The organism is Planotetraspora sp. GP83, from assembly GCF_041262585.1.
Taxonomy (GTDB): Bacteria; Actinomycetota; Actinomycetes; order Streptosporangiales; family Streptosporangiaceae; genus JAOEGB01.
The window spans coordinates 43,378-68,324 of sequence record NZ_JBGCBZ010000020.1 but is presented as its reverse complement, the minus strand read 5'-3'; the positions used below and the strand labels follow the sequence as shown (position 1 = coordinate 68,324).

Here is a 24,947-nt window from a genome sequence, read left to right as displayed (position 1 = left end):
ATGATCGAGATCGTTTCCCGCGACCGGTGCGTGGCCTGCGACAAGTGCGTCGAGGTCTGCCCGACGGACGTCTTCCGGCGGGGCGAGGACGGCATCCCGGTCATCGCCCGGCAGTCCGACTGCCAGACGTGTTTCATGTGCGAGGCGTACTGCCCGGTGGACGCCCTGTTCGTCGCGCCCCAGGCGCATCCACTGCCGGAGCGTCCCGACGAGGCGGACGTGCCGCTGGGAAGTTATCGGAGGCAGATCGGCTGGGGGCACGGCCGCAAACCGGGAGCGCTGCTCGCCATCGGCCCGGCCCTGCCCGGAAGCAACGGCCCGCTCATCTCCTGACGACCGGGGGTCACGACGTCCTGAGCGCGTGGACCGGGGTCACGGCGCGGGCACGTCCGCGCGTGTCCCGACATCGGACGTGGGCAACTCCATGACGAGGTGGAAGCGGCCGTCGCCGGTGCGTCGCGTCGCCACGGTCCCGCCGAGCTGGGCCGCCCGCTCGGTGAGGCCGGTCACCCCGTTGCCGTACGGCCCGGATGGCGGCGCGTTGTCGTTGACCAGTTCGAGCCGGACGGCGCTCTTCGACCGTGAGACGGTGATCGAGCAGGTCATGGCGCGGCTGTGCCGTACAACATTGGTGATCCCCTCGCGCACCGCCCACGCGAGGGTCTCGTCGGCGGGCCGGGCCAGACCGGCGTCGGCGACATCGCCGACATCGATACGGCAGGCCACCCCGGACGACTCCAGCAGGCCCACCGCCCGGTCGATCTCCTGGGCCAGGGACATCTCGCGATATCCGCGGGCCACCTGGCGCACCTCCTGCGACGCCTCCCGGGCGATCCGCATGAGCACCGCCGCCTCGGCCAGCTCCGATCTGGCCCACTCCAGCTCGCGGGTGACGATGACGAGCCGGACGACCGCGTAGACGACGAAACCGGTGACGAAGACGGTGAGGCCGTAGTAAACGCCGGCGGTAGTGATTCTGGGGCGTCGGCGGATTGAATCTGACAAATCCGGGTGATATCGGTCATTCTGGTCGGCATGAGTCCTCTTCGTCCGGAGACCCGTGCGGTCCATCTGCCCAAGCCGGAGCTGAACGGCAGCACGCCGATCTCGGTGCCGATCTACCAGACGTCCGGTTTCGTCTTCGACGACCCCGCGGTCTTCGCCGACGGGATGGCCCGCCCCGACGGAGCGTATGTCTACGGGCGGCTGTCGAACCCGACCGTCCGCGCCCTGGAGGAGGCCGTCGCGGACCTGGAGGGCGGCGTCGCGGCGATCGCGACCGGCTCGGGGATGGGCGCGATCAACGCCGTGCTGCTCGGGCTGCTCGGGGCGGGAGACCACCTGATCGCCCAGACGGCCTTGTACGGTGGCACGGCGACCATGCTGGCCGGGCTGGCGGAACGCCACGGGATCGAGATCACGTATGTGCCCGAGGCCGACCCCGCCGCCGTCCGCGCGGCCGTGCGCCCCTCCACGAAGGCGCTTTACCTGGAGACGATCGCGAACCCGATGACCCAGGTCGCCGACCTGCCCGGGATGTCCGCCGCCGGGCGGGAGGCCGGACTGGTCACCGTGGTGGACAACACGTTCGCGTCGCCGATCCTGTGCCGGCCCATCGAGCACGGCGCCGACGTGGTGGTGCACTCCGCCACGAAGTACCTGTCCGGGCACACCGACGTCCTCGGCGGCGTCGCGGTCTTCGCGTCCTCCGAGCTGCACCGCCGGATCTGGTCGTACTCGCTCGAACTGGGGGCGACGGCCGATCCCTTCGCGGCGTGGCTCACGCTGCGCGGCATCCAGACGCTGCCCCTGCGCATGGAGCGCCACTGCGCGAACGCCCGCCTGCTCGCCACCCGGCTCGCCGGGCATCCCGCCGTGAGCGCCGTCCACTGGCCCGGCCTGCCGTCGCACCCGTCGTACGAGCTGGCCGCCAAGCTCCTGCCCGACTTCGGCGGCGTCTTCTCCTTCGACCTCGCCGGTGGCCGGGCCGCGGGGGAGGCCTTCATGCGTGCCGTACGGCTGGCACTGCTCGCGCCGTCGCTCGGCGGCGTGGAGACGCTGATCCTGCACCCGGCGACGACGTCCCACCGGTCCCTCAGCGGGCCGGAGCTCGCCGCCGCGGGGATCGGCGAGGGGACGGTCCGGGTGGCCGTCGGCATCGAGCACCCCGAGGACCTCTGGGCCGACTTCGAGCAGGCCCTCGGCCGCCTCGGCGGAACGTCGGCGTCGTGAGCATGACATCTGTGACGATCGTGACCCGTGAGGACGTCGAGCGGGCCGCCGCCCGGATCGCCGGGCACGTCCGCCGGACTCCGGTCGCCGAGGTCGAGCCGGGGCTCTTCCTGCGGCGGCGCTCGCCGCCCTCCGGTCCGGGGTGTACGTCCCGGAGGACGGCGAGCGCGTCGCCGTCATCGTGTGCGGCGCCAACACCGACCCGGCGACCCTGGCCTGAATGAACCTGGCCTGGGCGAACTCGGCCTGACCTGATCGGGCCCGGGTGACCCGGACCCGGCCTGGTCAGTGGTAGCTGTGGTCGGCGGTGGGGAAGGCGCCGGAGACCACCTCGTCGGCGTAGGCGCGCACCGCCCGGTCCATCTCGCCGGCCAGGTCGAAGTACTTCTTCACGAACTTGGCCGGCCGGCGGGTCAGGCCCATGAGGTCCTGCCAGACGAGGACCTGGGCGTCGGTGTCCGCGCCCGCGCCGATGCCGATCGTCGGGATGCTGAGCGACGTGGTCACCCGCTGGGCCAGGTCGCTCGGCACGCACTCCAGCACGACGGCGAAGGCGCCCGCGTGCTCCAGGGCCTTGGCGTCGGCCATGAGCTCGTCGCCCGACTGGCCGCGCCCCTGCACCCGGTAGCCGCCGAGGACGTTGACCGACTGCGGGGTCAGGCCGAGGTGGGCCATGACCGGGATCCCGGCCGACACGAGCAGCTCCACCTGGGGGAGCACCCGCTGGCCGCCTTCCAGCTTGATGGCGTGGGCCCCCGCCTCCTTCATGAAGCGCGCGGCGGTCTCCAGGGCCTGCTGCGGCGAGGCCTGGTAGGACCCGAACGGCAGGTCGGCGACGACCATCGCACGTGACGAGCCCCGGACCACCGCGGCGGTGAGCGGGAGCAGGTCGTCGACCGTGACGGGCAGCGTCGAGTCGTAGCCGTAGACGACCATGGCGGCCGAGTCGCCGACGAGCATCACGGGGATGCCCGCCTCGTCGAACACCCTTGCGGTCATGGCGTCGTACGCCGTCACCATCGGCCACTTCTCGCCCCGCTCCTTGGCGGCCGCGAGGTCGCGGACGGTCACCCTGCGCCCCGCCTGGCCGCCGTAGAGGGCGGTCGGCCGGCTGGGCGCGGGCGTGCCCGATGCGGCGGGCGTGCTGGATACAACGGAAACAGAGGACATGGCTACCTCCAGGCCTCGTGGCGCCCCTGTGGCGTCCCCGGACAGTCAGATCATCGCATGCCGTCCAGGGCTATAACACCCCGGGCGCGTGCGCTAATCCGGCGCGCGAGACCACGCGGGCGCGCGGGGCCAGAACCCGACGGCGAAGACGGCGCCCCGGAAATCCAGTGGCGGAACTGTCGGGGGCGCAGGGCACAATGCCGTGCGGAGGTAAGCAATCACAATGGCCATCGAACCTTACCGGCGGGTGCTGGCGCTGCCGGGCGTCCGGGCTTTGCTGCTCGTCGGCCTGGTCGCCAGGATCCCCCTGACCGGCACGGGGATCACGCTGACGCTGCACGTCGTCAACAGCCTCGGGCTGGGCTTTCTGCAGGCCGGCCTCGTGGGCGCGGCCAGCATGGCCGGGGCGGCCGCGGGCTCGCCGCTCGCGGGAAGGTTCATGGACCGGCGCGGGCTTCGGCCGGTGCTCGCCGTCACCACCCTCGTACAGCTCGCCTTCTGGTGCTGCGCTCCGGCCCTGCCGTACCAGGCGCTCGTGACGGGAGCGGTGATAGCGGGCCTGTTCAGCCAGCCCGTGTTCGGGGCGATCCGGCAGTGCCTGGCCGCGATGGTGCCCGCCGAGAGCCACCAGACCGGCTTCGCCCTGGACTCGATGGCCGTGGAGTTGTCGTTCATGGTGGGGCCCGCGCTGGCCGTGGCGAGCGTGACGGCGTTCTCCAGCACCGTGACGATGTACGCGGTGGGCGTCGCCCTTGTCGGCTCCGGGGCGGCGCTGTTCGCGCTCAACCCGCCGACGCGGTCGGCCGAGGAGTCCGCGCAAGAGGAATCGAGGGAGAAAATCCCCCGGCGCCAGTGGCTCGGGCCGGGCCTCCTCACCATCCTCGGGGTCGCGTCCGCGCTGACGTTCGTGCTCACCGCGACCGAGTTGTCACTGGTCGCCACGCTGAAAGCGGACGGCGCGACCGGCTGGACCGGCCTGGTGATCGCCGTGTGGTGCGCCTACTCCGTGATCGGCGGCTTCGTGTACGGCGGGCTGTCCCGGGGGCTCTCGCCCCTGGTGCTGATCGGCGCGTTGTGCGCGCTCACCGCCCCGCTGGGGCTCGTGGGCGGCGGGTGGTGGTGGCTCTGCCTCGCCCTCGTGCCCGCCGGGGTGCTGTGCGCGCCGTCCCTGTCCTCCACGGTCGACGCGGTCAACCGGCGCGTCCCGGCCGCCGTTCGGGGCGAGGCGATGGGGCTGCACGGCATGGCGCTGACCATCGGCGTCGCCTCGGCCGGGCCGATCGCGGGAGGGGTCGTCGACTCCTACGGTCCGAGCTGGGCCTTCGCCGCGTCGGGCGCGGTCGGAGTGCTCTTCGTCCTGGTCGCCGTGCCGTTCTGGCGCGACGTCCGCCGGCCCGCGGCCGATCCCGCTACCGCCTGACGGCTGCTCCCGTCTCTGCTTGCCGGCCGATCCCGTCACCGCCTGGCAGCGGTCGCGGCCGGCTCGGGGTCGCCGTGCCTCCACATTATGAAACGATACTGTTGCGTATCGAATCTGCTTGCGCTACGCTCACGTAGCGAAACTTAAGCGTATCGAATTACTGGGGGGTCCGTGGAAACGCATACCGGTCACCCACGCCGCTGGCAGGTCCTCGGTGTGATGGTGTTCAGCCTGCTGGCCGTTGTCCTTGACAACACGATTCTCAACGTCGCGATCAAGACGATCGCCGACCCGGTTCACGGTCTGGGCGCGACCCAGAGCGAGCTGGAGTGGGCGATGAACTCCTACACGCTCGTCTTCGCGGCGCTGCTGTTCACCTTCGGGGTGCTCGGCGACCGTTACGGGCGCAAGAAGATGCTGTTCGTCGGCATGGTGCTGTTCGGCCTGGCGTCCGTGGCCAGCGCCTACTCGCAGGACCCGATGCAACTCATCGTCGCCAGGGCCTTGATGGGCTTCGGCGGCGCGGCCATCATGCCCGCCACCTTGGCGATCATCTCCAACGTCTTCCCGGTCCACGAGCGCGGCAAGGCGATCGGCATCTGGGCGGGCGGCGTCGGCATCGCCGTCGCGATCGGCCCGATCACCGGCGGCATCCTCCTTGAGCACTTCTGGTGGGGCTCGGTCTTCCTGGTCAACGTCCCGATCGTGCTGATCAGCCTCGTCCTGATCGGCATGCTCGTCCCCGACTCCAAGGACCCGAACAAGACCAAGCTCGACCCCGTGGGCGTTCTGCTGTCGATCGTGGGCCTGATCAGCCTCGTCTACGGCATCGTGAAGATCAGCGACCTGGGCACGTTCGCCGACGCCTCGGTCATCGTGCCGTCGCTGGTGGGCATCGCGATCCTCGCGGCGTTCGTCTGGTACGAGCGGCGGATCGACCACCCCGCCTTCGACGTGCGCAACTTCCGCAACGCGGGCTTCTCCACCGCCATCGCCAGCGTGGGCCTGGTCTTCTTCGCCGCGCTGGGCGTCATGTTCTTCATGGCCTTCTACTGGCAGATCGTCCGGGGCTACTCGCCGCTGCAGTCCGGCGCGCTCGTGCTGCCGTTCGCGGCCGCGCAGCTCATCTTCGCGCCGCAGAGCGCGCGGATGGTGCAGAAGTACGGTTCCAAGCTCGTGGGCACGGTGGCGATGATCGTCATCGCGGGGGCGCTCGCGGCCTACACCCTGGTGACCGCCACCACGCCGATCTGGATCCTGCTCACGCTCGCGTTCATCCAGGGAGTCGCGATGGCCAACATCATGCCGCCCGCGACGACCGTCATCATGAACTCCCTCCCCAGGGAGAAGGCGGGCGTCGGCTCGTCGATGAGCAACGTCGTCCGGCAGGTCGCCGGCACGCTCGGCATCGCCATCCTGGGCGCGGCCCTGTCGGCGAGCTACCGCAACGGGATGGAGGGCAAGGTCACCGCTCTGCCGGAGCAGCTCCGCCACGTCGTGACCGAGTCGATCTCCGGGGCGGCGGGCGTCGCCGGGCGGCTGGGCCCGCGTGGCGCGAGCCTGATGGAGACCGCGAACGACGCCTTCGTGAGCGGCATCCACTGGGCGGCCCTCGGGTCGGCCCTCGTCGCCCTCGCCGGAGCGCTCATCGTGGCGCTGTGGATGCCGGGCAAGACGGGGGCGCACGCCGCCAAGCCCGGGGCGCCCGGCCGTACCGGCGCGACCGCTCCTGGAGCGGAAGCGGCCGAGCCGGAGAAGGAATCAGCGGTAGTGTGAGCTTGCGATGACTACGCAGCAGACGGAAGGGGTGGCCCGCCCGGCGGGCCGCCCCCGCAGCGAGAAGGCCGAGAAGGCCATCATCGACGCCGCCCTCGACCTTCTCGGCGAGGGCATCGGCGTGTCCGAGTTGTCCATCGAGGCGATCGCATCCAGGGCGGGCGTCGGCAAGACGACGATCTACCGCCGCTGGTCCAACAAGGAGGACCTGGTCGTCGACGCCCTGGCCTCGCTGAAGCCGCCCATCCCGCCGCTCCACGGCGCGTCCGTGCGGGACGACCTGGTCACCTACCTCCGCGTCGTGGGCGACGAGTCCCGCCACATGCGCACGCGCTGCATCATGAACATCGCGATGAGCGCGTGGGAGCGCCATCCGCGCCTGGCCGAGCGGTTCCGGGCGATCGCCATCGAGCCGCGCAGGGCGGCCCTGCGGGGCGTCCTCCAGCGCGGCATCGAGAACGGCGAGCTGCGTTCCGATCTCGACATCGAGATGGCGATGGCCATCCTGAGCGGCACCATGATGTGGCGGACCAAGTGGTTGGGCGAGGACGCCGAGCTCCCCGACGACCTCCCGGAGCAGATCGTGGACGAGGCCCTCCGGGGTTTCCGCCCCCGCTGAGCCCCCCGGCCAGGGGCTCAGCAGGCCGGGGAGGCCAGGCCGGGAAATCAGGCCGGGAATTGGGCCGGGAAATCAGGTCAGGGTTTCCCGCCAGCGGTTGGTGATCGGGAGGCGGCGGTCGCGGCCGAAGTTCTTCGGCGTGATCTTCGGGCCCGGCGGATACTGGCGGCGCTTGTACTCGGCCAGGTCCACCAGGCGGATCATCCGCGTGACCAGCTCGGGGTCGTGGCCCGCGGCGATGAGCTCGTCGCGGCCCATGTCCTTCTCCACGTAGTCGCCGAGCAGCCGGTCGAGCACGTCGTACGGCGGGAGCGAGTCGGTGTCGCGCTGGTCCGGCCGCAGCTCGGCGCTGGGCTCCTTGGTGATCGAGTTCTCCGGGATGGGCGGTGTGCCCGGCTGGGCGTTGCGCCACTGCGACAGCTTCCAGACCTCGCTCTTCAGCACGTCCTTGATCGGGGCGAAGCCACCGGCCGAGTCGCCGTAGAGCGTCGAGTATCCGGTCGCCAGCTCGCTCTTGTTGCCGGTGGTCAGCACGAGGTGGCCGTGCTCGTTGGACAGGCTCATCAGCAGCATGCCGCGCACCCGGGCCTGAAGGTTCTCCGCCGCGAGGCCGTGCAGCTCGATCTCCTTCTCGAACGCGGTGACGATGTCCGCGATCGGCGCCACCTGGGCGTTGAGCCCCTGGCGGCGGACCAGTTCCTCGGCGTCGGTGATCGAGTGGTCGGAGGAGTAGCGCGACGGCATCAGCACGACGTGGACCCGTTCCGGCCCGATGGCGTCGGCCGCGATGGTGGCGGTCAGCGCCGAGTCGATGCCGCCCGACAGGCCGAGGATGACCGACTGGAAACCGTTCTTCCGGACGTAGTCGCGCACCCCCAGGACCAGGGCGTTGTAGACCTCGGCGAGGTCGTCAAGCCGTTCGGCGATCATGGGAGGTCCCGGCTCGTACGGCTCGACCGGCGTGGCCGACAACAGCAGGCGCTCGACCGTGATGACCGTGCCGTCGTGGGCGTCGATCCGGAACTCGCCGAGCTCGCCGGTGGCCTCGGGCAGCTCCAGGTCGGTGACCAGCAGCTCCTCCTGGAACTGCGCCGCGCGGGCGACCAGCTCTCCCGAGGCGTCCACGACGAGGGAGTCGCCGTCGAAGACCAGCTCGTCCTGCCCGCCGACCATGTTCACGTAGGCCAGCGCGCAGCCCGCCTCCCTGGCGCGGCGGGCACACAGCTCCAGCCGCACGTCGTCCTTGTTCGTCTCGTACGGCGAGCCGTTCGGGACGACGAGCAGCCCGGCGCCCGCCTCGGCCACGGCGGAGACCGGGCCGCCCTCCTGCCAGAGGTCCTCGCAGATCGCGATGGCCACGTCGATGCCGTGAAGCCGGAAGACGGGCAGCCGGTCCCCGCGCACGAAGTAGCGGTATTCGTCGAAGACGCCGTAGTTGGGCAGGTGGTGCTTGGCCGACCTGATGACGACCTCGCCCTGGTAGAGCAGGGCGGCGGCGTCGAGCGGCGCGCCCTTGGGCTGGCCCACCCGCGGGGCGAGGTCGGCCCGGTCGAGGTAGCCGACCACGACGGGGAGGTCCCCGAGCCCCTCCTCGGCGAGCCGGGCGGCCACGGACGACAGCGTCGCGATCGACGCCTCGACGAACGAGGAGCGCAGCACCAGGTCCTCAGCCGGATATCCGGTCAGGAACAGCTCGGTGAAGACGACGAGATGTGCGTCACGCTCGGCGGCCCGGCGGGTCCACTCGACAAGCGTGTCCGCGTTGGCGGCGATGTCGCCGACGACGGGATTGGTCTGGGCGAGGGCGATACGGAGTTGAGCCACGCCCCCCACCTTAGAAGGTCCGATTTGTTGTCGTCAAAGCGACGATAAGGGGCGTCCCTCATGAGCGGGATGCCGTCACCCCCAGGCGCCGAAAAGGTGACGTGAGCCACGGATGGGATCCGGCGCCTCGCCTTGGTGCGTCCGAAAGGTGAGGGGCCGGCGTCCGATCTGCCTCGCCGGCGGCGAGTCCGCCCCACTTCCCTCGCCGGCGGCGAGCCGGCCAGAACATTCCCGAACGTGACAAACATCGCATCATGGGATGAATGGCAATAAACCACCCATAAGCTCGGTTGTGCTGTCACGTAACAGCAAACACGTCCGCGGTCCGGAGCCACTGGACCAGCGTGTGTACCAAGGAGAAGAGTTCAAATGCGTAAGATCACACGGCGTCTGGCTGCCGCCGCTGCCACTCTCGCGGTCGGCGGAGGCATCATCCTCGCCTCCAGCGGCGCCGCCTCCGCGTCCACCGCCCAGGTAGAGCGTCACGGCGTTACTGTCGTCACCCGCTACGTGGGGTGGGACGACAACAACCGCAACAAGCACCAGTGGAACAACCACCAGTGGAACAACCACGGCTGGTACAACCACAACCACAACCACTACTGGAACAAGCACAACCACCACTGGAACAAGCACTACGGCTGGTACGGCACCAGCTGGAGCGACGACTGGAACGACGACGACTACAACTGGCGCGTCAGCGCCTACCGCTACGGAAACGGTTACACGGTCGTCTACGGCCGCTGATCTCGAACCGGACCATCGGGAGCGGAATCCGATGATCGTCCGTCGAGAGACTGATCACCTGTAAGGCCGCGGAAGCCGAGCGGGTGAATGGACGAGGCCCACTGTCGGCACATGCCGACAGTGGGCCTCCTCATTTATCGTCGCGACGAGGGCGTGGAGCAGAGAAGCGTCATTCGGGAGGGCGATCAGATGACCTTCAGGCGTGTCACGGCTCCGGGGAGCCGGGGCTGACCAGGCCTCTCTCGTACGCCAGGACCACGAGCTGCGCGCGGTCGACCAGCCCGAGCCGCTTGAGCAGCGCGGCGACCTCGTCGGCCACCTCGCGCTCCGGGACGGCCAGTGTCACGGCGATCTGCCGGTTGGTGAAGCCCCGGGCGACGAGCTTGACCAGGTCCACGTCGGAGTCCGACAGGCCGCTGGGCGCGGCGGGGTCACGCCGCCCGGCGAAGGCGGCGATGAGGTGCGTGGTGACGGCGGGGTCGAGCAGGGCGTCGCCCGCGACCGCCGCCCTGACCGCCGCGATGAGCTGCTCGGGGGCCGAGGTCTTCAGCACGAAGCCGCTGACGCCCGCCCGGAGGGCCGAGTAGAGGTTCTCGTCGGTCCCGAACGTCGTCATCATGATCACTTTGGGCGGCGCCTCGGACGTGAGGATGCGGCGGGCCGCGGCGAGGCCGTCGAGGCGGGGCATCTGGATGTCCATCAGCACCACGTCGGGCCGGGTGGCCTGGACGAGGGCGATCGCCTGCTCGCCGTTCTCGGCCTCGCCCACGAGCTCGAGCCCCGGCTCGCTGTCGAGGATCACCTTCAGGCCCGTCCGGACCAGCGCCTGGTCGTCGGCGATCGCGACGCGCAGCGTTCCGGCTGCCGCCCCCGTGGCGGACACGGGGGCCTGCCGTACGGCCTGCGGCGCGTCGGCGGGCGTGTCCAGATGGGCGGCCTGGTTGAGGATGTCCTGCTCCAGGCGCTGGAGCGTGGGGCCGAGATCGAGGCCGAGCTCGTCGCGCAGCGCCTCCCTGGCCCGGCGCAGCGCGCCCAGCGCGTCTCCCTGCCGACCGGCGCGGTAAAGGGCCAGGGCGAGCAGCCGCCAGGCCTCCTCTCTCAGCGGGTGCGCGGACGCGTGGCCTTCCAGGTCGGGGATCATCGTGCCGGTACGGCCGAGCCGCAGGGCGGCGTCACCGCGGCGTTCGATGGCGAGGAGGCGTAACTCGTCGAGCCGCAGCGCCTCGGACTGCGCCCACGGCAGCTCCTGGAACTCGGCCAGCGCGGGACCCCGCCACAGCCCGAGCGCCGTCTCCATGAGCTCCAGGCTCCGCGCGGGGTCGTCGCCGTGGTCGTTCTTGACCACGTTCTCGAACCGCCAGGCGTCGACGTGCTCGATGTCGGCGCGCAGGGCGTAGCCCGGGGGAGCCGAGATCAGGATCCCCGCCTCTTTCCGTGGGGCACGGCCCGGCTCCAGGGCACGCCTGAGCCGCGATACGTAACCCTGGATCGTCGAGAGCGCCTGCGCGGGCGGCTCTCCCGGCCACAGCTCGTCGATCAGCACACCGACGGGCACGGCGCGGCCGCCGGCCACGAGGAGCCGGGCCAGCACGGCCTGCTGCCGCTGCCCGCCGAGGTCCAGCGTCTCACCTTCGGCAACCGCCTCGAACGGCCCGAGAGCACGAAATATCACCATCGCACCGGTAAGCGTAGAGGCACCGGCGGGATCGGCGCTGGTGGCCTCCTCTCGGTTGCGTCACGACACCCGGCGCGGAACATGTGCGTGATCACGCCAGAGGGAGGGCTGGGGGGTCAGGCGGGGAGAGGGAAGCGGGCTTCGACGACCGTGCCGCCTGTGTCAGGGGAGGTGACGACACAGCTCCCGCCCAGCTCGGCGGCGCGCTCCCGCATGGAGGACATGCCCACTCCCGCCCGCATGCGCGCGGGCAGGCCGATCCCGTCGTCCACGACGCGCACGCGCAGCTCGCCGCCGGATCCGTCCGGTACGGCCGGGCCGCCCCTTTCCAGCACCACGTCGACCCGGGTGGCGCGGGCATGCCGTCTGACGTTGTTGAGCGCCTCCTGGACGATGCGGTAGACCGCCACTTCGACGGCGGCCGGAAGCCCGTCCAGATCGCCCTCGACCCGCACACGCGTGGTCGCCTCGCCCTCCGGCGCCGAGAGAGCCGAGGAGGCCGAGGGCATGGTCTCCTCGGCGAGGGCCCGCACGGCTCCCGCGAGCCCGAGGTCGTCCAGCGCCGGGGGCCGCAGGCCGTACACGAGCTCGCGGATGTCGCCCGCGACGGCGTCCATGCCGACACGCAGGTCCTGCAGGAGGCCGTCGGCGGCGGCGGGGGAGCGGGTCAGGCTCATCCTCGCCATGTTGATCGTCATGGCCATTGCCCCGAGGGTCTGGCCGAGCCCGTCGTGCAGGTCGCGGCGCAGGCGGCGGCGCTCCTCCTCCCGCGCGGCGAGGATGCGTTCCCGCGACCGCTGGAGGTCGGCGGCCATCCGCACGGCGTGGGCCACGTCGGCCACGTAAGGCAGCAGCGTGGCGATGACCCGCTCGTCGTGGGCCGCCGCGAACCGCCTGGCCCCCGGTTTGCCGATCAGCAGCCGCCCCACCGGCTCCCCGTGCCAGATCAGCGAGATCTCCCGGGGCGCCGTGCCGACCGTGCCGCTCTCGACGTATCGGGGCCGGCCGTCGGTGATCTCGACCGCGACGCCGTCGACCGCCAGGCCGTCCCGGACGACCGTGACGACCGAGGCCAGCGCGTCGGCCGGGTCGGCCCGGCGCACCTCGTGGGTGAGCCGCTCCGCGAGCAGGGCGGGGTCGCCGACGCTGCCGTACAGCGTCCGGTCCACCACGCGCTGGAGGGCGCGCCGGAGCGGTTGGAAGAACGCCCCGGCGAACAGGGCCGCGGCCAGCCCGGCGACCTGGTGATATCCGGAGACGACGAGGCTCGAGACCGCGCCCACGCCGAAATAGACCCCGCTGATCACGGCGAGCAGCCCGGCGGCCACGAAGGCCCTGCTGATCACCGTGTCGATGCCGTAGAGCCGGTACCGCAGCGCCGAGAAGAGGATGGCGAAGGGGATGACCGCCGTCCACGCCGACGCGATGATCCACATCGACTCGCCGAGCACGTAGAACACGACGTAGCCGGTGAAGGCGCTGAGCGGCCACGCGATCTGCCGCCGGGTGGCCGGATCGGCGTGGCGCAGCCGCAGGACCAGCGAGGCGAGCGCCGCGACGACGCAGGCCATGATCACGTACTGCATGGCGGCCCAGGTCGCCGAGTAGTGCGGCGCGAGCGCCCGGATCTCCAGCGGGTTGTGGATCACCGTCGGCCACGGGTACGTCGCGGGGTCGGGGTCGGGACGGACCAGGGAGAGCCCGACCTCGGCGACCGTCGTGACGGCCCCCACCACGACCACCGGCCGCCAGCGAGGCGAGGAGAGCCGCCCGGTGGGCGAGTAGAGCGGCAGCAGGATGGCCAGCAGGAGGCCCGCGGCCGCCCAGCACAGGATGCTGAGCCAGCGCGCGGAGGCCGCCGTGACCATGTCGCCGTGGGACGCCGAGGAGAACGACACCGCCGTGAACAGGACGTTCCCAGACGCGAGCAACCCGCCGGCGCACATGAGCCATGCCATGCTGAGCCGGGGGCGCTGGGAGACCAGGAACGCGCCCACGGCGGGGAAGGTGAGCGCCACGCCGAGGTCGGGGGTCAGGGCGGTGCCGGGCTGCCACTCGGCCGGGATCCGGAGCTGGATCAGCACTCCGACCGGCGTCAAAGCCAGTGCGATCGCCGCCATCACCCAGGCGACCGTCCGCCCCTGTGTGTCTTTCATTCTGGAAAGGGATTATGTCGGCAGTGTGCCGATATCACCACCTTGCGCGTCAGTGTGCCGCGCGGCGCCGGATGGCCGGGCCCAGCGCGAGTTGCCCGGCGGCGGCGAGCAGGCCGAGCCCGCCCACCAGGAGCCAGAGGACCGCGGGCCCCACGGCCAGCAGGCGTGTCCCGGCCAGCGGCGCCAGCAGGCCCCCGGCCGACCAGGACAGGCCGTACAGGCCGGAGTAGCGGCCGCGCAGGTGTGCGGGGGCGAGCGAGGCGACGATGGACCCGGCGAGGCCCGCGGTGAGGACCTCGCCCAGCGTCCAGACCGCGACGGTCATCGCGTAGCCGGCCGTGGACGTCGCGATGGCGGTGAGCGCGAACCCGGCTCCGGCGACGGCGATCCCGGCCGCCAGCGCCCTGCTCGGGTCGCGCCGGGCCAGCCATCCGTTCGTCACCGGCTGGACGACGACGATCAGCAGCCCGTTGACCGCCATCGCGACGCCGTACGCGCCGGGCGGCAGGCCCCGGCCGGTCATGGCGAGCGGCAGCGTGCTGTACGCCTGGAGGTAGACGAACGTGAAGGCCAGGTTGATCAGCACGAAGGCGACCATGAGCCGGTCGCGGAGCACGTCGGTGAAGCGTCCCGGCTGGTCCTCCTCCCGGACGGGCCGTGTCTCGGGGATGGCCCGCCACACCAGCACGCCGAAGATCAGGCAGGTGACGGCGTCGACCCAGAAGAGCGTCGTGAAGCCCGACTGGGCCAGCCAGCCGCCGGTGACCATCGCGATCGAGAACCCGAGGTTGACCGCCCAGAACAGCAGGCCGTACGCCCGGGGCCGCTCCTCGGGGGAGACCAGGTCGGCGACGAGCGCCTGGGACGCCGGGCGGTAGGCGTCCACGACGACGCCGAGCACGAGCATCGCCGCGACGATGCCGGGAACGCTGGTGGTGTAGCCGAGCGCGAGCATCGTGGCGGCCGTCGCGACCATGCCGCCGGTCAGCGTCGCCCGCCGGCCGAAGTGATCGGCCGCCCACCCCGCGACCGGCTGCGACAGCAGCGACCCCACGCCGAACGTGGTCATCACCAGCCCGGCAGCGGTGAGCGACATGCCCCGCGCCTGCGTCAGGTAGATGCCGATGAACGGCTCCACCATCGTGCCGAGGCGGTTCACGAGCGTGCCGGCGAACAGCACCCAGAACGGCCGGGGCAGCCCGCCCAGCCTGGAACTCACGAACCCCGGCTTGCGGGTCATTGGCTTGTCGATCGCGGTGGTCACGCGGTCCACCCTTGGACAACCGCCTCGCGCCGTGCCAATCTTTTAGCTCTCGCTAAATCGTCGGAGGGGGTCCGCGTGCCGGTGGAGTGGCGGTTCTCCCCGGACGACGTGGCGCGGCTGCGGTTCGCGTTCTCGCCCATGTGGGAGCTGGTGACCAGCCTGCGCGTCCTGCGCGCCCCCGCGCGCCACTCGCTGCACCTGCCGTGGCTGCGTGCCGTACGGCCCCGCCTGCGCGATCTCGACCTGGCGGAGCTGTTCGCGCTGCTGCCGCTCACCGGCTACATCCCCGACTTCCTGACGCCGCCGCCCGACACGCCGCTGCCGGATTTCGCCGCCGAGCTGGAACGCGTCCGGCTCACGCCCCCGGACATGGCGTCCGAGGAGGTGGCCTCGGTGCGGACCGCCGATCCGGAGGCCGTGGCCCGGTTCCGGGACGATCCGGCCAAGGGCGTCCAGCGGGTGGCCGACCGGCTCCAGGACTACTGGACGGCCGCGTTCGAGGAGTTCTGGCCGAGGATCCACGGCCTGCTCGACGCCGACGTGATGTGGCGGTCGCGCAGGCTCGCCGCGGGGGGAGTGCGCGAGCTGTTCGCCGACCTCCACGCCTCCGTCGCCTGGCACGGCGACCGGCTCATCACGGTCAAGGAATGCGACTTCTCCGGCGACATCGGCGGTGACGGGCTGGTCCTCGTGCCCAGCGCCTTCGGCTGGCCGGACGTCTCGATCATGTACGAGCCGTACCGGCCGATGCTCAGCTACCCGGCGCGCGGCATCGGCACCCTGTGGTCGGGTGGCGCCCCGTGCACGCCGAACGCCCTGTCCGCCCTCATCGGCCGCACCCGCGCCCAGATCCTCGTCGCGCTGGAGGACCCGGTCTCCACCACCGCGCTCGCCCGGCGGCTCGACCTCACGCCGGGCGCGGTCAGCCAGCACCTCACCGTCCTGTCCGACGGCGGGCTGGTGACCCGGCAGCGGCTCGGCCGGGAGGTGCTCTACCGCCGCACGTCCGTCGGCGACACGCTCGCCTGCGGCGCGTAGCCGGCCGGCAGGCGCGCGGTCACGGTCGTTCCCTCGCCAGGAGCCGAGGTCACCGCGCACGTGCCGCCCAGCTCGGCCGCGCGCTCGGCCATGGAGAACAGCCCGACTCCCGCCCTCCGGTCGAGCGGCAGGCCCACGCCGTCGTCGGCGACGACGACCAGCAGCTCGTCGTCCAGGCGCAGCGTGACGCGGACGTGCCGGGCGCGGGCGTGCTTGCGGACGTTGGTCACCGCCTCCTGGACGATGCGGTAGGCCGCCACCTCCACGGCGGCGGGCAGCCCGTCCAGCTCACGGTGTCCTTCCGCGGCGCCGTCTCCCGCCGTTCTGGGACCCCGCCCCTCTGGTAGACCTGCCGGACCGTGCACCTCGACCACGATTGCGCCGCCCGGCCGCTCGCCCGCCTGGGACGTGTGAGCCGTCCCGTACTCGCCCAGATCGAGGCCGAGGTCGAGGTCGGGGCGCACTTCCTCCGCGAGTGCCCGTATCGCCGCCACGAGACCGAGGTCGTCGAGGGCCGGCGGGCGCAGGCCGTACACGAGCTGCCGGATGTCGGCGGAGACCGCGTCCATGCCGCCGCGCAGGTCCTGGAGCAGGCGGTCGGCCGTTCCGGGGGAGCGTTCCAAGTTGAGCCGCGCCAGGTTGAGCGTCATCGCCATGGCCGAGAGGGTCTGCCCGAGCCCGTCGTGCAGGTCGCGGCGGAGACGGCGGCGCTCCTCCTCCCGCGCCGTGAGGATGCGCTGGCGGGAGCGCCGCAGGTCGTTGGTCAGGCGCATGGTGTGCGCGGCGTCCGCGACGTACGGCGTGAGCACCCCGATGACCCGCTCGTCATGGGCCGCGGGGAAGCGCCGCCTGCCCGGCGGGCCGATGAGCATCCGGCCGACGGGCTCGCCGTGCCAGACGAGCGCGATCTCGCGGGTCACGTGGCCCACCTCTCCCGCGGTCGTGGTGGTGCCCTCGGCCTCCACCGCGATGCCGGTCACGGACAGGCCCTCGCGGAGCGTCTCCAGGGAGGCGAGCAGGCCGTGGGCCGGGTCGGCCTGCTGGAGCCGCCGTCTCAGGCCCGCCGCCAGCGCCAGGGGGTCGCCGCGGGAGCCGTACAGGGCGCGGTCGACGAGACGCTGCAGGCCGCGCCGGATGGGGTGGAAGAACGCCCCGGCGAACAGCGCCGCGGCCAGCCCGGCGAACCGGTCCACGCCCGACAGGATGAGGCTGGAGCCGGCGGTCACGAGGAGGTAGACCGCCGCTATGGCGCTGACCAGGCCGACGCCCACGATGGTGCGGCTGATCAGCGTGTCGATGCCGTAGAGCCGGTAACGGAGCACGGCGACCGCGATGGCGGCCGGGACGAGCGGGATGGTCAAAGACGCGACCCACCAGAGCGGAGGGCCGATCACCCACGGGGTCACCAGGCCCGCGATCGCCACCAGCGGCCACAGGATCTGCCGGCGCTCCACGGGGCCCGCCTTGCGGAACCGCACGACGAGTGAGAAGAACGCCAGCGCCATCGCGGCGGTCACGACCGCGTTCAGGACGCCACGGGTCGTCTGGAAGTAGGGCGCGAAGGCGGTGACCTCCCACGGGTTGTGCCCCGTGCGGGCGCTGGACGGGCCGATCAGCACGCAGGCCCAGTCGAGCGCGAGGGCGCTCGCGGCGAACGCCCCCGGGACGCACCAGCGCTTCGACAGGATCCGGCCCGTCGGGTAGAGCAGGGGGAGGAGGATGCCCAGGGCGTAGGTCGTGAGATTCCACACGCCGTCCGCGAACACCCAGAGCGGGTGCACCGCCGGGTGACCGCCGTTCTGGACCAGCAGCCCCGCGAGGTTGACCGCGAGGATGTTGGCCGCCGAGCCGAGCCCGCCGAGGCAGAGCAGCCATCCGAGCAGCAGCCGCGGCCGGGAGATCACCAGCAGCGCCCCGAAGACGGGGAAGGCCGTGCCCGCCATGTCCTCCGGGGCGAACGGCAGCGGCGTGTAGTCGGCGGGCGGCAGCCGGGCCGTGACCCAGATGTCGCCGACCTCCAGGCAGACCGCCACGACGGCGATCGTCACGGCGACGGCCGGCCCGAACGCCCGCACGCGGTCGAACGGCTGATCTGCCACGACGAGGGGCTCCTTCGGGTCGGCCGCCGTCGTGTTCGCTGTGGCCACAGGCATGGCCGGGACGCTATCCGGGGCCGTTCGACACCGGATCAACGACGGATCAACATCATTGACGCGCCGCCGGAGGGAAAGGTTCGAGCCCGGCTCAGGGGCGGGCAGGTCTCAGGGCCCGTGTAGGGCGCACCCTGGGAGAGGGGCGTCTCACAGCCCCTCGTAACGCCTGTGAAACACACAAGAGGCAGACTGGTACACGACCAGACATGTATTTCCGAGAGGTACGCCTTGGACCGCCAGCAGGAATTCGTCCTTCGCACGCTCGAAGAGCGCGACATCCGGTTCATCCGGCTGTGGTTCACGGACGTGCTCGGGTTCCTGAAGTCCGTGGCGATCGCGCCGGCCGAGCTCGAGGGGGCCTTCGCCGAAGGCATCGGCTTCGACGGCTCGGCGATCGAGGGCTTCTCCCGGGTCTACGAGTCCGACATGCTGGCCAAGCCGGACCCGTCCACGTTCCAGATCCTGCCGTGGCGGAGCGAGTCGCCGGGCGCCGCCCGCATGTTCTGCGACATCCTCATGCCGGACGGCTCGCCGTCGCACGCCGACCCCCGCTGGGTGCTCAAGCGCACACTGGCCAAGGCCGCCGACATGGGCTTCACCTTCTACACCCACCCCGAGGTGGAGTTCTTCCTGCTCCGCAACAGGCCGGAGAAGGGCCAGAGGCCGGAGCCGATCGACGACGGCGGCTACTTCGACCACACGCCACACAGCGCGGGGCACGACTTCCGCCGCAACGCGATCATGATGCTGGAGTCCATGGGCATCTCGGTGGAGTTCAGCCACCACGAGGGCGCCCCCGGCCAGCAGGAGATCGACCTGCGCTACGCCGACGCGCTGACGACCGCCGACAACATCATGACCTTCCGCCTGGTCATGAAGGAGGTCGCGCTGGAGCAGGGCGTCTGGGCGTCGTTCATGCCCAAGCCCTTCACGGAGTATCCGGGCTCCGGCATGCACACCCACATGTCGCTGTTCGAGGGTGACCGCAACGCCTTCTACGAGCCGGGCGCCGACTACCAGCTCTCCAAGGTCGGCCGGTCGTTCATCGGCGGGCTGCTTAAGCACGCCGCCGAGATCACGGCCGTCTGCAACCAGTGGGTCAACTCCTACAAGCGGCTGTGGGGCGGCGCCGAGGCCATCGCCGGAGCGGGTGGCGAGGCCCCCTCCTACATCTGCTGGGGCCACAACAACCGGTCCGCGCTCGTCCGGGTGCCGATGTACAAGCCGCACAAGGGCGGCTCGACCCGCATCGAGTTCCGCTCGCTCGACTCCTCGTGCAACCCGTACCTGACCTTCGCCGTGATCCTGGCGGCCGGGCTGAAGGGCATCGAGGAGGGGTACGAGATGCCTCCCGGCGCCGAGGACGACGTGTGGGCGCTCACCAGTGGCGAGCGGCGGGCGCTCGGCATCCAGCCGCTGCCGCAGTCGCTCGACGAGGCGATCTCGGTGATGGAGCACAGCGAGCTGGTCGCCGAGACGCTGGGCGAGCACGTCTTCGACTTCTTCCTGCGCAACAAGCGGGCCGAGTGGGGGGAATACCGCCGCCAGGTCACCGAGTTCGAGCTCGGCCGCTACCTGCCCGTCCTGTAGCTCATCGGCCGGCCGATCCCGAACATCCCGCCCAGGCGTCATCGCCCCGTTACAGCCCGCTAACGGCCACGACACCGCGTCTGTTTACCTTTGTCGAAAGCCGGAAGAGTAAAATCGGCTCGCTTGTTACGGATATGCGGACGGACCGTAATGAGGCATGGCGTGGTGAGGGGTGTGGCTAGATGACGGCAGTTGCGGGGTTGCAGACCGTTTTGAGCGTTCCCAACCGCTTCCGGGGGCCCGAGGGCACCGCCAACGGCGGATGGATCGCGGGCACGCTGGCGAGCTCGCTGACCTGCGCGGGTCACGACTCGGCGGTGGAGGTCACCCTGCGCAGACCCGTCCCGCTGGAGACGGAGCTCGCGGTCGAGCACGTCGGCAACACCGTCACCCTTTCCGACGGCGAGCGCCACCTCGTGGAGGCGATCCCCGTCGTGATGGGTCCGGGCGAGACGCTGACGCCCCCGCCGTTCGTGCCGTTCACCGACGCCGCCCGGGCGGAGGCGGGTTTCCCCGGACGGCACGGCCGGGCGATCGCGGGCTGCTTCGCCTGCGGCGTGCGGGAGCCGGGCGACGGCCTGCGGATCTTCCCCGGGCCGGTCGAGGGCACCGACCTGGTGGCCGCCGGATGGCGGGTCCCGATCGGGGTCACCGACGAGAACGGCGTCGTCCCCGGCTCGATCATCTGGGCCGCTCTCGACTGCGCCACGGGCTGGGCCCACTACAGCGCCGAGGAGGACACGCCCCAGCCGGTGGAGTCCGCCCTGCTGGGGCGGCTGACGGGCCAGGTGTTCCGCCGGGTGTACCCGCTCGGCCGATACTCGGTCGTAGCCCGTCCCATCGGGCGCGAGGGCCGCAAGCTGTTCGGGGTGAGCGCGGTCTACGAGCTCGACGGCACCCTGGTCGCCGCCGCCAAGGCCACCTGGATCACCCCCCGTTCGGCGTGATCACGCACGGGTTCCCGCGTGTGGTGCCCTGCCTGCGCGCCCCCGAATCGTGATCATGCACAGGTTCCCACATGAGTGGGGTGACCTGCGCTCTCCGCATTCATGATCATGCAATACATCCGTTAACCGGCCCGACCCGTCAGCTTATGCATGATCACGATGTGGGGTTGCGCAGGTGGCGGGGCACCTACAGGAAGGTGTGCATGATCACGCCTGGGGCGATGACTGTTTCGACTGTCGGACTGTATGGCACGACCGTCCTGGGGATGCCGATTCGTGGCATATGTCCGTAAGCTCGGCGCATGCGGGAACATGTCATCGTCATCGAGCATGAGGCCGAGGCGGGCCTGGGTTTCTTCAGGGGATGGCTGGAGGGCGCGGGCGTCGGCTGCGAGGTGGTCCGGCCGTACAAGGGGGACGCGGTTCCGGAGAGCGCCGGCAGTGGGCTGCTGGTCCTCGGCGGCGAGGCGTCGGCCTGGGACGACGAGGGGTACGGCTGGCTCCCGGCCACGAGGGCGCTGCTCGCGCGATCGGTGGAGGACGGCGTGCCGGCACTGGGCATCTGCCTCGGAGCGCAGCTCATGACCATCGCCTGCGGCGGCACGGTCGAGCGCGGCGCCGCGGGGCTGGAGATCGGCGCGTGCGCGGTCGAGCCGCTGCCGGAGGCCGCCGGCGATCTCCTGTTCTCCGCCCTGCCCGAGTCGCCGTGTCGCGCGGTGCAGTACCACTACGACGCCATGACCCAGCTGCCCCCCGGCGCCGTACGGCTGGCCACGGGCGGGCAGTACCCCAACCAGGCCTACCGGCTGGGGGAGCGCGCCTGGGCCGTGCAGTTCCACCCCGAGGCCACCGCCGACATCTTCATCTCCTGGACGAGCGGCAGCCGCCTCGCCCCCGACCGGATCGACGAGCTGAACACGCAGGTCAAGGACGCGGAGCCCGGACTTGTAGAGACCTGGCGGCCCCTGGCGGAGGCGTTCGCGGCCGTGGTCCTCGAAACCACGCCGCGAACGCACGCCGCGACGCACGCCGCGAATTCACCGGAGCGTGCCCTGAACATGTCCTAGGGAGACACGAGTGCGCGGGCAACCCGCGTGATGGCGTGATTACGCTGAGAAACCGCTAAGGACGTCGCACAACGTCACGGGTTACCGTGTGCGCGGTGACCGTCAGGCCGATCTCTGCGAGGAGGCTCTCATCCCATGGGTAATTTGGCTGGGAAGCCCGTCGCGGAGGAGTCGGCGTCCTCGACGCCGGCGTGGAGGAAGGAACGGTGAACGCCGCGCCCCGCATCCAGACCACAGCAGGCCGCCTGGCCGCTCTCGGGTTCGCCGACGGCGCCAGAGCCGAGCGGCTGCTCGACGAGCTCGGCCCGGAAGCGGTCGGCGACTTCGACCTGCTCGACGACCTCGTCGCCGCCGCCGACCCCGATCTCGCGCTGACCTCCCTCAACCGCCTGGTCGAGCGCGATCCGAGCGCGCTCGGGGCGCTCCGCGCGGATCCGGCCGTCCGTGGCGGGCTGCTCGGCGTCTTCGGCCTGAGCGCCGCCCTGGGCGACCACGTCGTCAGGCATCCCGGGAGCCTGTCACTGCTCCAGTCCCGGGAACGGCTCACCGACCGCGAGCTCCGCGAAGAGCTGCTGCCGGCGGTCGGCGCCGACCCGGAGGCGGACGAACCGGTCGCCTGCGAAGTCCCGCCGCTCGCCGGGCAGCCCGTCGGCGCCGCGCTCCAAGCGCTGCGCGTCGCCTACCGGGGCAGGCTGCTGCACCTGGCGGCCCGTGACGTCACGGGGGAGACGACGCTCGCCGAGACGGCCGCCGAGCTGGCCGACCTGGCGGGCGCGGCCCTCGACGCCGCCCTCGCCATCGCGCGAGCCGAGACCGAGGACTCCGGCGACGTACGGCTGGCCGTCGTGGGCATGGGCAAGTGCGGCGCGCGGGAGCTCAACTACATCTCCGACGTCGATGTGATCTTCGTCGCCGAGCCGAAGGACGGGGTCGACGAGACCAAGGCCCTGCGGATCGCGACCAGGCTCGCCCAGGCCATGATGCGGGCCTGCTCGACCGGCACCCCCGAGGGCTCCCTGTGGGAGGTGGACGCCAACCTGCGCCCCGAGGGCAAGATGGGGCCGCTGGTGCGGACCCTCGACAGCCACCTCGCCTACTACCGCCGCTGGGCCAAGACGTGGGAGTTCCAGGCCCTGCTGAAGGCCCGGCCGGTCGCCGGCGACCTGGACCTCGGCCAGGAGTACGTCGCGGCGGTCAACGAGCTCGTCTGGCAGGCCGCGGCCAGGCCCAACTTCGTGGAGGACGTCCAGGCGATGCGGCGCCGCGTCGAGGCCCACATCCGGGCGGGGGAGGCCGAGCGGCAGATCAAACTCGGGCCGGGAGGGCTGCGGGACATCGAGTTCGCCGTGCAGCTCCTCCAGCTCGTGCACGGCCGTTCGGACCCGCTGCTTCGCCGCCGGGCCACGCTGTCCGCCCTGGCGGCGCTGTCCAGAGGGGGATATGTCGGGCGGGACGACGCCAAGGCGCTCGCGGAGGCCTACACCTTCCTCCGCCAGGTCGAGCACATGATCCAGCTCTACCGGCTGCGCCGTACCCACGTGGTGCCCTCCGGCGCCGCCGACCTGCGCCGGATCGGCCGGGCGCTCGGCATGACGACCGACCCGGTGGGGGAGTTCACCACGACGTGGAAGCGGCACGCCCTGGAGGTGCGCCGGCTGCACGAGAAGCTGTTCTACCGGCCGCTGCTGCAGGCGGTCGCCCGCCTTCCCGAGTCGGAGTCGCGGCTGTCCACCGCCGCGGCGAAGGCCCGCCTCGAAGCCCTCGGTTACGCCGACCCCGAAGGATCGCTGCGGCACATCGCCGCTCTGACCAGCGGCGTCTCCCGCCGGGCCGCCATCCAGCGCACCCTGCTGCCGGTCATGCTCGGCTGGTTCGCCGACGCCCCCGACCCGGACGCGGGCCTGCTCGGCTTCCGCCAGGTGAGCGACAAGCTCGGGGCCACGCCGTGGTACCTGCGGCTGCTCCGCGACGAGACCGCCGTCGCCGAGCGCCTCGCCCGGTTGCTCGGCACCAGCCGCTACGCGACCGTCCTGCTGCTCCACGCCCCCGACGCCGTGGCCATGCTCGGCTCGCCCGCGGAGCTGGCCGTACGGCCCGCCGAGACTCTGGCGACGGAGGCGGCCGCGGCCGTCAACCGCCACAGAGAGGACGCCGAGGCCGCCGTCGCCTCCGTCCGCGCCCTGCGCCGCAGGGAGCTGTTGCGTACGGCATGCGCGGACCTGTCCGGGCTGATCGACATCGAGACGGTCGGGCAGGCCCTGTCGTCGCTGAACGACGTGACGATCCAGGCGGCGCTCGACGCGGCCGTCAACAAGGTCTCCGCCGGTCGGGGCGCGGCCTTCCCGACCAGGCTCGCGGTGATCGCCATGGGCCGCCTGGGCGGCCTGGAGAGCTCCTACGCGAGCGACGCCGACGTCATGTTCGTGCACGCCCCCCTCCCCGGAGTCTCCGAGCGGGACGCCACGGACGCCGCCCAGGCGGTGGCCGAGGAGATCCGCGGGCTGCTCGCCCTGCCGGCCCCGGATCCGCCGCTCCAGGTCGACGCCGGTCTGCGCCCGGAGGGACGGCAGGGGCCGCTGGTCCGCACGATCGCGTCCTACAAGGCCTACTACGACCGGTGGTCCGCGCCGTGGGAGGCCCAGGCGCTGCTGCGGGCGCGGTTCTGCGCCGGGGACGCCGGCCTGGGCGCGGACTTCATGGACCTGATCGACCCCCTGCGATATCCGGCGGACGGCATCTCGGCCGACGCCGTCAGGCACATCCGCAAGCTCAAGGCGCGGATGGAGGCCGAGCGGCTGCCGCGCGGAGCGGATCCGGCCCTGCACACCAAGCTCGGCAGGGGCGGGCTGTCCGACGTCGAATGGGTCGCCCAGCTCATCCAGCTCCGGCACGCGGGAGCCGTACCGGCCCTCCGGACGACCCGCACCCTCGAAACCCTTCGCGCGGCGGCGGAGGCGGGCCTGCTGGACCCGGCCGATGAGGCGGTGCTGGCGGAGGCGTGGCGGTTCGCCTCCCGCATCCGCGACGCCATCATGCTCGTGCGCGGCCGGGCCGCCGACAGCATCCCCGGGCTGGTCAAGGAACGGGCGCTCATCTCGCAGGCGCTCGGATACCCGCCGGACGGCTCGGAGGACTTCATCGAGGACTACCGCCGCGTGACCCGCCGGGCCCGCGCGGTCGCCGAACGCGTCATCTACGAGGACTGAGCAGCCGCATCCACGAGGACCGAGCAGCCACTCGGCGCTTCCGTTGCGAGGTGCTGCTCACTT

General features: G+C 71.6%; 18 protein-coding genes. 11 read left to right on the top strand and 7 right to left on the bottom strand.

Annotation, left to right across the window (positions count from 1 at the left end):
• Positions 1-333: a 4Fe-4S binding protein gene (locus ABH927_RS25645; RefSeq protein ID WP_370025560.1), complete on the top strand. Its 333-nt coding sequence runs from the start codon at positions 1-3 to the stop codon at positions 331-333.
• 39 nt (positions 334-372) lie between these two features.
• On the opposite strand, the gene ABH927_RS25640 is transcribed toward ABH927_RS25645, so the two are convergent.
• Complete coding sequence (locus ABH927_RS25640) at positions 373-1,005, bottom strand: sensor histidine kinase (RefSeq protein WP_370025558.1); 633 nt, start codon at positions 1,003-1,005, stop codon at positions 373-375.
• 30 nt (positions 1,006-1,035) lie between these two features.
• Here ABH927_RS25640 and ABH927_RS25635 point away from each other — a divergent pair, with 30 nt between their 5' ends.
• Positions 1,036-2,232, top strand: a complete 1,197-nt coding sequence (locus ABH927_RS25635) for a PLP-dependent aspartate aminotransferase family protein (protein WP_370025556.1) — start codon at positions 1,036-1,038, stop codon at positions 2,230-2,232.
• Positions 2,233-2,517: 285 nt separating this feature from the next.
• Here ABH927_RS25635 and panB read toward each other — a convergent pair whose 3' ends face one another.
• Positions 2,518-3,402 carry a 3-methyl-2-oxobutanoate hydroxymethyltransferase gene (gene panB, locus ABH927_RS25630; protein ID WP_370025554.1) on the bottom strand — a complete coding sequence of 295 codons (885 nt, stop codon included), beginning with the start codon at positions 3,400-3,402 and terminating at the stop codon, positions 2,518-2,520.
• Positions 3,403-3,625: 223 nt separating this feature from the next.
• Here panB and ABH927_RS25625 point away from each other — a divergent pair, with 223 nt between their 5' ends.
• The 3 genes from ABH927_RS25625 (at position 3,626) to ABH927_RS25615 (ending at position 7,217) form a co-directional block, all read left to right on the top strand.
• The gene (locus ABH927_RS25625) at positions 3,626-4,822 is read left to right on the top strand and encodes an MFS transporter (RefSeq protein ID WP_370025552.1); all 1,197 of its coding nucleotides are present in this window, start codon (positions 3,626-3,628) and stop codon (positions 4,820-4,822) included.
• Positions 4,823-4,993: 171 nt separating this feature from the next.
• Positions 4,994-6,598 (top strand): MFS transporter, encoded by a 1,605-nt coding sequence (locus ABH927_RS25620; RefSeq protein WP_370025550.1) that lies wholly within the window; start codon positions 4,994-4,996, stop codon positions 6,596-6,598.
• 7 nt (positions 6,599-6,605) lie between these two features.
• Positions 6,606-7,217 (top strand): TetR/AcrR family transcriptional regulator, encoded by a 612-nt coding sequence (locus tag ABH927_RS25615; RefSeq protein ID WP_370025548.1) that lies wholly within the window; start codon positions 6,606-6,608, stop codon positions 7,215-7,217.
• 72 nt (positions 7,218-7,289) lie between these two features.
• Here ABH927_RS25615 and ABH927_RS25610 read toward each other — a convergent pair whose 3' ends face one another.
• Entirely contained in the window at positions 7,290-9,041 is a 1,752-nt protein-coding gene (locus ABH927_RS25610) for an NAD+ synthase (protein WP_370025546.1), read from the bottom strand.
• Between the two features lie 369 nt (positions 9,042-9,410).
• On the opposite strand from ABH927_RS25610, the gene ABH927_RS25605 reads away from it, so the two are divergent.
• A complete protein-coding gene (locus ABH927_RS25605; RefSeq protein WP_370025544.1) occupies positions 9,411-9,788 on the top strand; it encodes a hypothetical protein in 378 nt (125 codons plus the stop codon).
• Positions 9,789-9,993: 205 nt separating this feature from the next.
• On the opposite strand, the gene ABH927_RS25600 is transcribed toward ABH927_RS25605, so the two are convergent.
• The 3 genes from ABH927_RS25600 to ABH927_RS25590 form a co-directional block, all read right to left on the bottom strand.
• Positions 9,994-11,463, bottom strand: coding sequence for a BTAD domain-containing putative transcriptional regulator (locus ABH927_RS25600; protein ID WP_370025542.1), 1,470 nt, complete (start codon positions 11,461-11,463; stop codon positions 9,994-9,996).
• Positions 11,464-11,579: 116 nt separating this feature from the next.
• Positions 11,580-13,619: a sensor histidine kinase gene (locus ABH927_RS25595; RefSeq protein WP_370025540.1), complete on the bottom strand. Its 2,040-nt coding sequence runs from the start codon at positions 13,617-13,619 to the stop codon at positions 11,580-11,582.
• A gap of 49 nt (positions 13,620-13,668) precedes the next feature.
• On the bottom strand, positions 13,669-14,883 hold the full coding sequence (locus ABH927_RS25590) for an MDR family MFS transporter (protein WP_370025538.1): 1,215 nt from the start codon (positions 14,881-14,883) through the stop codon (positions 13,669-13,671).
• A gap of 75 nt (positions 14,884-14,958) precedes the next feature.
• On the opposite strand from ABH927_RS25590, the gene ABH927_RS25585 reads away from it, so the two are divergent.
• Complete coding sequence (locus ABH927_RS25585) at positions 14,959-15,921, top strand: DUF5937 family protein (RefSeq protein ID WP_370025536.1); 963 nt, start codon at positions 14,959-14,961, stop codon at positions 15,919-15,921.
• Here ABH927_RS25585 and ABH927_RS25580 read toward each other — a convergent pair.
• Positions 15,876-18,074 carry a histidine kinase gene (locus tag ABH927_RS25580; RefSeq protein ID WP_370025534.1) on the bottom strand — a complete coding sequence of 733 codons (2,199 nt, stop codon included), beginning with the start codon at positions 18,072-18,074 and terminating at the stop codon, positions 15,876-15,878. The two genes, ABH927_RS25585 and ABH927_RS25580, sit on opposite strands and share 46 nt — an antisense overlap.
• A gap of 228 nt (positions 18,075-18,302) precedes the next feature.
• Here ABH927_RS25580 and ABH927_RS25575 point away from each other — a divergent pair, with 228 nt between their 5' ends.
• The 4 genes from ABH927_RS25575 (at position 18,303) to ABH927_RS25560 (ending at position 24,884) form a co-directional block, all read left to right on the top strand.
• Positions 18,303-19,664 carry a glutamine synthetase family protein gene (locus ABH927_RS25575; protein ID WP_370025532.1) on the top strand — a complete coding sequence of 454 codons (1,362 nt, stop codon included), beginning with the start codon at positions 18,303-18,305 and terminating at the stop codon, positions 19,662-19,664.
• A gap of 182 nt (positions 19,665-19,846) precedes the next feature.
• Positions 19,847-20,611 (top strand): hypothetical protein, encoded by a 765-nt coding sequence (locus ABH927_RS25570; RefSeq protein WP_370025530.1) that lies wholly within the window; start codon positions 19,847-19,849, stop codon positions 20,609-20,611.
• A gap of 302 nt (positions 20,612-20,913) precedes the next feature.
• The gene (locus ABH927_RS25565; protein WP_370025529.1) at positions 20,914-21,678 is read left to right on the top strand and encodes a type 1 glutamine amidotransferase; all 765 of its coding nucleotides are present in this window, start codon (positions 20,914-20,916) and stop codon (positions 21,676-21,678) included.
• Positions 21,679-21,884: 206 nt separating this feature from the next.
• Complete coding sequence (locus ABH927_RS25560) at positions 21,885-24,884, top strand: bifunctional [glutamine synthetase] adenylyltransferase/[glutamine synthetase]-adenylyl-L-tyrosine phosphorylase (RefSeq protein WP_370025527.1); 3,000 nt, start codon at positions 21,885-21,887, stop codon at positions 24,882-24,884.
• Positions 24,885-24,947: the final 63 nt, after the last annotated feature.

Coding starts and splice junctions, on each gene's coding strand:
- ABH927_RS25570 (WP_370025530.1), top strand. CDS start 19,847: ATGACGGCAGTTGCGGGGTTGCAGACCGTTTTGAGCGTTCCCAACCGC.
- ABH927_RS25645 (WP_370025560.1), top strand. CDS start 1: ATGATCGAGATCGTTTCCCGCGACCGGTGCGTGGCCTGCGACAAGTGC.
- ABH927_RS25580 (WP_370025534.1), bottom strand. CDS start 18,074: ATGCCTGTGGCCACAGCGAACACGACGGCGGCCGACCCGAAGGAGCCC.
- ABH927_RS25565 (WP_370025529.1), top strand. CDS start 20,914: ATGCGGGAACATGTCATCGTCATCGAGCATGAGGCCGAGGCGGGCCTG.
- ABH927_RS25615 (WP_370025548.1), top strand. CDS start 6,606: ATGACTACGCAGCAGACGGAAGGGGTGGCCCGCCCGGCGGGCCGCCCC.
- ABH927_RS25595 (WP_370025540.1), bottom strand. CDS start 13,619: ATGAAAGACACACAGGGGCGGACGGTCGCCTGGGTGATGGCGGCGATC.
- ABH927_RS25605 (WP_370025544.1), top strand. CDS start 9,411: ATGCGTAAGATCACACGGCGTCTGGCTGCCGCCGCTGCCACTCTCGCG.
- ABH927_RS25635 (WP_370025556.1), top strand. CDS start 1,036: ATGAGTCCTCTTCGTCCGGAGACCCGTGCGGTCCATCTGCCCAAGCCG.
- panB (WP_370025554.1), bottom strand. CDS start 3,402: ATGTCCTCTGTTTCCGTTGTATCCAGCACGCCCGCCGCATCGGGCACG.
- ABH927_RS25625 (WP_370025552.1), top strand. CDS start 3,626: ATGGCCATCGAACCTTACCGGCGGGTGCTGGCGCTGCCGGGCGTCCGG.
- ABH927_RS25600 (WP_370025542.1), bottom strand. CDS start 11,463: ATGGTGATATTTCGTGCTCTCGGGCCGTTCGAGGCGGTTGCCGAAGGT.